Here is a 7,502-nt window from a genome sequence, read left to right as displayed (position 1 = left end):
GCCTTGTCAGCCATGTGGATGCGTTATGAACTGAGTTACGACAACTACCATGAAGGCGCAGACCGAATCTATTTGGCCTATCGAATCAGTACAACACACACGGGTGGATATGATTTGCAGACAACAGACGTTATCCCCCTGCTAAAAGAGAATTTCCCAGAAGTAGAAACCGTGTGTGGTATCAGCCGAACAAAGAATCGAGAGTTGGAGGTTGAAGGACAAGTACCCATCAAAGTGACTGGCCTGGTAGCAGACACCACTTTCATGAATTTGTTTGGTATTAAGGTCTTATCGGGTGATACAGATTTTCTACATAATGACCGGAAAATAGCAATAACAGAAGAAACAGCTTTGCGTCTATATGGTACAACTGATGTCATAGGAAAAGAATTAAGACTATTCCGAAAAGTGACTGTTGGGACTATCATCTCTGCACTACCTCACAGCAATTTAACCTTTGATTACTGGACAAGCGAAGGGAACAAATATTTCGCCAGTTCTGGCAATCCGCTCCTCATCCGCTTACGGGAAGATGCAGATATAGAGACACTAAGCCGTAAGCTGGAAGCGTTTCGACAAATAAAGGACGGAAAGGAAACCTTTCCCTTTAAAGATATACAATGGATGCCATTAACGAAATACCGTTGTTCAAAAATCAATACGGAGCAGACAGTCAGATTCACGTACCTGCTAATGTTCTCCACAATCGGAGGACTGGTAATCATTGTCACCTTGTTCAACTATTTATCGTTGTTCGCAGTACGCATGAGGATACGCAACCGTGAGATACAGCTTCGCCGCGTCAATGGTTCTTCCCGTAGAAGTCTATTCCTGCTTTTCGGTACAGAATATACAGCACTGGTACTGTTTGCCGGATTGTTAGGGATGGTATTGGTAGAAATCATCTTACCCTCTTTCCGAAGTATGTCAGGCATCAGTGGGACGGTCTATCAGGAAGCCTTTTCTTTTTTCCTGCCGGTGCTACTATTATCTTGGCTAATGCTGCTGCCGTTCATTATCCGCATTCGAAATATCAGTCAAAACGGGCGTCGTTTCTTCCATCCGTTCAGTATAGGCTTGCAGATGAGCGTCAGTATCTTTTTCGTATTCGTGACAGCTGTACTGATGAAACAATTATATTACTTGTCCAATACAGACTTGGGATGGGAACGAAAAAACATAGCCTCGCTCCTGGTAGTAAGGATGAACAACACAGAAAACATCTTTAAAGATATAGCAGCCTTGCGAGATGACATAGCTCGTCTTTCCTACGTTACTCAGACTATAGACAATCATTGGAGCCTTCTCGCACAGCCAGCAATTATGCGGGGTGAGGTAACAGACTGGGACGGACGTCGCCCGGATGAAAACCCCATACAAATGGTGATGCCGCAGGAAAGTGACGCCTTTACCGGCTTTTATGGTATGAAGTTGCTGGAAGGACACATGATGACGCCAACCGACAAGCGCTATGCCGTTATCAATGAAACGGCAGCACGTATGATGGGCATACGCCAACCAGTAGGCAAACATCTTACGGTAAAGGGAAAGACATTGGAAATCGTAGGGCTGTTGAAGGATTTCCATATCAATGCGCCCACAATGCCTGTCCAACCCATATTGTTTATTGGTGAAAATGGTTTGGGATGGAAAGAGGAAATGGCAGCAATGGGATTCATGGATTCTCATAACGGACGGATTCTCATCAAATATCAAGACGGATACTATAAAGAACTACAGAAAGACTTGGAGCTGTTGTCACAGAAACATGGACTGCAACGTTACGACTTGGAACGTACTGAGGACTTGTATCAAGAGTACTTACAGTCGGAACATCTGCTTCTCCGTCTGCTGGCCTTTGTCTCCACCGTCTGCATCCTGGTATCTGCTTTCGGTATCTTCTCCATGATAACCCTGAGCTGCGAACGCCGCCGCAAGGAGGTGGCCATCCGCAAGGTGAACGGGGCACGGGTGGGCGACATCCTCGGCCTCTTTGCCCGCGAATACTTGTTGCTGCTCGCCGCAGCCGCCGCAGTGGCCTTCCCTGTGGGCTATGTGCTGATGAAGCGCTGGCTGGAGAGTTATGTGGAACAAACGCCTCTCAGTTGGTGGCTCTATGCCGTCATCTTCCTCGGCATGGCATTGCTGGTAGCCCTGTGCATCGGCTGGCGCGTGTGGCGGGCGGCGAACGAGAACCCGGCGGAGGTGGTGAAGAGGGAATAGAAGCCTCACCCCCGGCCCCTCTCCCAAGGAGAGGGGAGTAGTGGGTGAATACAGATTGACAATGGAGAATTGATAATGAAGAATAGATAATGAAGAATTGATAAAGATAACAATAACCTAAAACGAAAGCCGTAGCCCAGTCTCCCCTCTCTTTGGGAGAGGGGTCGGGGGTGAGGCTGTGAATGCCTATGAGACTGCTTATCCTATCCATCAACGCCCTGCTGAAGTTCAGGGCCTACACCACGCTCAATGTAGTGGGGCTGGCCGTCAGCCTGGCCTGCGTGCTGACCATTGCGCGCTACATCCATCAGGAGAACACCGTGAACCGGTGTTTCCCCGACTACGAACGCATCTGTCTGGTGAAGAGAACTGTGAGCAACGGCGAATGCTCACTGGGCGGCTACCGCTCGGGGCTGGAAGAAGACCCGGCGGTGGAGGAGTTTACGGCCTATACTCCGGTGAGCGACCTGACGCTGGTCTTCGGCAAGCGGCAGGTGCAGAGCCGGGTGTTCTCCATCGACAGCACCTTCTTCAAGTTGTTTCCTTACAAGGTACTGACGGGCAGCAACCGCATCCGCCGGCCGGGCGACGTGGTCATTACCCGCGCCTTCTGGGAAGAGGTGTTGCAGGGCAGGCCGGTGGTGGGCGCCGGCTTCACCAACGGACAGGGACGGAAGTTCACCATCATCGGCGTGGTGGACGACACTGCCACCAAGACCTCCTGGCAGCCCCAGCTGTTCATGTCCGACGAGGTAGACGACTTCCTGTTCTACAGCCCCACCTACGCCCTGCGCATGGTGCCCGGCTATGACCTGAAGGCGCTGAACCGGAAGCACGGCAAGGAAGTGCGCAGCACATGGGCCTCCTCCTACCAGAGCCGACACTACGAATACCTGCCCCTGGCGGAACTCTACTTCGACACCGACCTCGGAAGGGACAATCCCATGTACCGCTTCGGCAATCCGGGCTACATCAGCGTGCTGACGGCAGTCGCCTTCCTGATGGGCCTCATCGGACTGCTGAACTTTGTCAACATCTACACCGTCATCATGTCGCGCCGCTCGCGCGAGTTCGGCATCAAGAAGGTGTTCGGGGCGGGTAAGGCAGACATCTTCGTGCAAATTTACGTGGAAAACATGCTGCTGGCGGGACTGGCCCTGCTGCTGTGCTGGACCATTCTGGAGGTGACCCGCTACCTGTTCTACAACGAGCTTTATATCCCCGTGGCCTCCGACGTGCGCTTCGACCTGCTGGTCTCGGCCATCGTGCTCTGGGGGCTACCGCTGCTCACCACCGTCTATCCCTACCTGAAGTTCACCCGCAGCCTGCCCGTCAACTCCATCCGTGCCATCACGACTTCGCGCGTTTCCGTGCGCTCGCGCATGGTGTTTCTGGGCGTGCAGTATGTGCTGACCATCTTCATCATCAGCGTCTCGCTGTTCTTCGTCAAACAACTGGACTATATGCTCCATGCCGACCTGGGCTTCCGCACACACGACATCATCAACGCCACCATGTACCACAATCCGCTGGGCCTGTACAAGGACAGCAAGGAAAATCTGCTGGACGAGGGCAAACGGATGAAAGCCAACCGCGAGCTGGTGAACCGGCGCATGGCCGAGAGCACCCTCTTTGAATATTGGAACCGGAGCAGCAAACTGCTGCCCGACAACGGCGATATGACAAACATTGCCCGCGAACGTCCTGAAAACGGTTTCCACCAAGCACTGCGTCTGCTCATGTCCCGGCGCGAAATGGACATGTACGGGCTGCAACTGCTGGAAGGCCGCCTGTGGAACGACTCTGTGGACGAGGCATGGACCCGGAACAGCTTCAAGTGCATCATCAACGAAACCGCCAAACGGGTGCTGGGCATCAAGGACATCACCCGCGAGAAGCTGCTACAGGAAGAACCCCATTTCGCAGCAAGCTACATGCCCGACAACTACAACCCGCCCTGCGAGATTGTGGGTGTCATCAAGGACTTCAACATGCGCCACCTGTCCAAAGCCACCCCGCCCGTCGTCATATTCTTCAAGGATGAAGCATGGGGGACGGAAACCGTGACCGCCGCCTACCGCCACGAAGACCGGGCGCACGTCATTCGTTTCCTGTCCGGCCTGTACGAGGAAGGCACCGGCCGCACCGACTTTGAATACACGCTGATAGAAGACATCCTGGCCAGGATGTACGAGGACGACCGTCGCGTGGTGCGCATCTATACGCTCTTCGCCGCCGTGGCCATCCTCATCTCGCTGCTGGGCCTGCTGGCCATTGCGCTGTTCGACATCAGCCAGCGTCGCCGCGAGATAGGCTTGCGCAAGGTGAACGGTGCCCGGGCGCGCGACATCTACCCGCTGCTGCTCCGCAAGTATCTGGCGGTGCTGGGCGTGTCGGCGCTGGTGTCCGTGCCGCTGTCGTGGCTGGCCATTACCCTCTACTTGCAAGGCTTCGCCCACAAGGCACCGCTGACGCCCGGACTGTTTGTTGTAGCCTTCCTCATCACCGCCCTGCTGTCGCTGCTCACCGTGATGTGGCAGGTACACCGCGCGGCGCACGTCAATCCGGCAGAGGTCATAAAACGTGAGTAAAGGCCGGACAGGGGCTTTCCCGACAGGGGAAAGGCGGCAGACAGGCTGCAAGCAAGTTGCAGCGTTACTGCAAACAAGTATGCAGACAGACTGCAAATATGGATGCAGCAATGCTGCAACTTGGATGCAGTGACGCTGCAGTAAGGATGCTGCGGTATGACCACAGGCTTCCGCTTCGGACAAGGCCGAGAAAGAATGGAATAATGAAGAATGAATGGAAACCAAATGGAAAGAATGATGATACTGAACGTAACACTGAAAATGATTCTCAGGAGAAGGTGTTCTTCCTCGTCTCCGTGGCCAGTCTGGCCTTGGGGTTGGCATGTACCAACCTGCTGATGACGTATTTCGTACATGAACACGGGCTGGAGGGGAGCAACCCCGACCGCGACCGCATCGTCTTCCTGCGGCAGGACGACCCGATGAACGAGGGGAAGCGTGTGGCTTATGCCGCTGCCGATATTCCCCAACGCCTGAAGGACAGCTATGCCGAGGTGGAGGATTACCTGCGGCTGGGCAAGTTGGATATGCTTTCCTGCAAGGTGGACGGCCAGAAGGTGGACGGCAGCCTGATACTGCTCTCGGCCGACACGACGCTGACCCGCTTCTTCGACTACCGCACGGTTCAGGGCAGTCTGGAGCAGGTGCTCCACCGTCCGGACCAGGTAGCCCTGAGTGCTGCCTGTGCCCGCAAGCTCTTCGGAGGCGGCGAAGCCTTCGGACGGCACATCGAAGTGCAGTCCGAAAGCCGTGGCAGGCAGACGTACCAAGTGGCGGCGGTGCTCGAAGAACGCGGACAGTCGCTTCTCCGGTTTGACATGCTGACCGCCCAGACTTCCGATTACTGGGGTGGCCCGACGCTGCTGAAGCTCTCGCCGGGGGCGGATGCCGTCCGCCTGGCAGACAAGATAAACGCCGATCAGGTTCCTACCCTGATGCCCGGTCAGACGAAGTATCACCTCGATCCGTTGGAAGCCGTCTGCTTCACCACGCCCGACGACGCTTCGCAACAGACGCTTGACTACATCAGCCAGACACCCGTGCAGACGCTTTACATCAGCCTGCTGGCAGCGGTGCTGATACTGGTCATCGCCTGCTGCAACTACACCAACATGAGCCTCTCGCGCCTGCTGCAACAGCTGCGCATGATTCACGTGGAGAAGCTGATGGGCGGCACGCTGCGCAGCATCCGCCTGCAACTCTTCGGCGACGCCTTCCTGACGGTGGTGCTGGCGTTCATCCTTTCCATCCTGCTGGTGAACGACTGCCTGGCGGTGTTCAACGGCCTGCTGGGTTCGCGGCTCACGATGGGGTTCTTCTTCAGCAGCCGGATGTTGCCGTGGCTGTTGGTGTTCGTGTTGGTCATGTCGGTCGTGCCGGCGTGGTACATCAGCCGCCGCCTGTCGCGTCTGTCGTTCAGCCAATACCGCACGCTCTACGGCGGACGGCGCAAGCAACGCTTCGTGGCTGTGCTGGTGACGGTGCAGTTTGCCATCTCCATCGGCCTGTTGCTGGCCACCTTGACGGCTCGTCGTCAGATGAGGCTGACCGAACGGCAGGCCGACCGCTACGCGGACTGCATCGAAATAGGCGACGGATTCGGCGCCCCGTTGGCTCCGCTGAAGGCCGAAACAGAGAAGCGCGTGCAGGGCATCGAGTCGGTGACGCTCTCCAACGGGCCGGTGCTGAATGCCTGGATACGCCAGCTGACGGTGAAACGCCCCGACGGTAGCGAGGTGCATACCAACCTGCTGGCACTGGAAGGCGATACATCCCTGCTGTATACGCTGCGCATGGAGCAGCTGAACGGCGAGCGGCCTGCCCGCCTGCTGGAGCAGATGGCGCGCCCCGTACTGGTGAACGAGAGCTTTGTCCGCCAGTTGGTGCCGGCGGGCACAGACCCTGTCGGACGTTCGTTGCGCGAGTTCGATGCAGAGGCCGATGACAGTCTGGCTGTAGTGGCGGGTGTGGTACGCGACTTTTCCGTCAATTCATTGGAAGAGGCTGTGACGCCGCTTGTGGTCAGCCTGCTGTCCGAAAGCGGTTTGCAGAAGGCTGCCTGCCTTCAAATCCGCCTGCGCCCCGAAAGTCGTACGGAGGCTTTGCAACAAATCGAATCCGTATGGGACGAAATGAACCCCGGACAGCCTTTCCGCTACACGGACATGCACCGGGACTTTATGGAGCGCAACGGGAAGGTGCTTTCATTGTCATCCTGACGTTCTACGCCCTCATCGGCCTGCTGCTGACGGGCTTCGGCCTGTTCGGCATCGCCTGGTATGCCACCCGCCAGCGGATACGCGAAATCAGCATCCGCAAGGTGCACGGTGCCACGCGCGGGCAGATTATCTGGCTGCTCAACAAGCCTTTCTGCCTCTATGCCGCAGTGGCCTACGTACTGGCCATGCCCGTTGCCTGGTGGCTGATGCAGCGCTGGCTGGAGCAGTTTGCCTATCGTGCCCCGCTTTCGGTCGGCATCTTTGTGTGGCCACTGGTTGTGGTGTGGGGCGTATCGGCCCTCATCGTCTGCCTGCAAGGCTGGATGCTGAGCCGGGTGAAGGCGGTGGAGGCGATGAAGAATGAGTAGGAGCCTCACCCCCAGCCCCTCTCCCAAGGAGAGGGGGGAGGGGGATGAATACAAAATAGGAGTGAATAAACAATAGATAACAGAATAGATAATAGAAACTT

At 55.9% G+C, this 7,502-nt stretch carries 4 protein-coding genes; all 4 read left to right on the top strand.

Going from position 1 to position 7,502, the window contains the following annotated elements; genetic code table 11:
• The coding region (locus Q1Y74_RS13385) for an ABC transporter permease (RefSeq protein WP_300814794.1) at window positions 1-2,223 on the top strand (2,223 nt) is incomplete at its 5' end.
• A gap of 188 nt (window positions 2,224-2,411) precedes the next feature.
• A complete protein-coding gene (locus Q1Y74_RS13380) occupies window positions 2,412-4,814 on the top strand; it encodes an FtsX-like permease family protein (protein WP_300814793.1) in 2,403 nt (800 codons plus the stop codon).
• 203 nt (window positions 4,815-5,017) lie between these two features.
• Window positions 5,018-7,033 (top strand): ABC transporter permease, encoded by a 2,016-nt coding sequence (locus Q1Y74_RS13375; RefSeq protein WP_300814792.1) that lies wholly within the window; start codon window positions 5,018-5,020, stop codon window positions 7,031-7,033.
• Window positions 6,937-7,401, top strand: coding sequence for an FtsX-like permease family protein (locus tag Q1Y74_RS13370; protein WP_300814791.1), 465 nt, complete (start codon window positions 6,937-6,939; stop codon window positions 7,399-7,401). Before Q1Y74_RS13375 ends, Q1Y74_RS13370 begins: the two co-directional genes overlap by 97 nt.
• The last annotated feature ends 101 nt before the right edge of the window (window positions 7,402-7,502 follow it).

This window comes from uncultured Bacteroides sp., assembly GCF_949298305.1.
Classification (GTDB): Bacteria; Bacteroidota; Bacteroidia; order Bacteroidales; family Bacteroidaceae; genus Bacteroides.
This window is presented reverse-complemented; position numbering and strand designations above follow the sequence as displayed.